Annotated in this window: 1 protein-coding gene; it reads left to right on the plus strand. The window is 20.9% G+C overall.

The genetic code is table 11. From position 1 onward, the window contains the following. Positions 1–660 (plus strand): DUF2972 domain-containing protein (locus GQV94_RS07630; RefSeq protein ID WP_200170444.1); only part of this gene is annotated, 660 nt, incomplete at both ends.

Genomic DNA, 660 nt, shown 5'->3' on the forward strand with positions numbered 1-660 from the left:
AATTTCAACTACTATTCCAACATAAAAGCATTTTTAGAAAGTAAAAAAGAATTTAAAATCTTTTATATAGATTGTAAAGAATTAGATAGTAAAATAGCTTTTGATACTATGAATAAATTAGCAAAAACCTTAGACTTTAATCCACCCAATATAAAAGACAAAGAAAAATTTGAACACAAACTTTGGAATAAATTTGCTCATTTACTTCCTTTTAATCTTTTACTTGAGAAAAAAACTTTTCCTTATTTATTAAAAAATATAGAATTAAGTATTATTGAAAAAGCAAAATTATTCAATACCCCCCCCCCTATATGTAGTATAGATATTAAATCTTTTATACTAGATAAAGATTATATTTACTATGAAAACTTAGGTATTTATATAGATGAAAATGATTTTAAAATTTTAAAAGAGCATAAAGAACTTTTTGAAGAAGTTAAAAATTATCTTTTAAAATTTAGTATATTTTTAAAAGAGCAAATTGAGTTTAAAGAAGCAAATTTTATAAATGAAAAAGATATATTAAATTATTTAAAAGAAAATAAAGATTTAAGAATATATCTTAAAAACATACTAGATTATGAACTTACTCATATTAAAGAACATCGTCCCGATATCATAGCTTCTTGGAAATACTATCAAGAATTTGAAAAGATGTGT

This window comes from Campylobacter sp. TTU_617 (assembly GCF_016599045.1).
Taxonomy (GTDB): Bacteria; Campylobacterota; Campylobacteria; order Campylobacterales; family Campylobacteraceae; genus Campylobacter_D.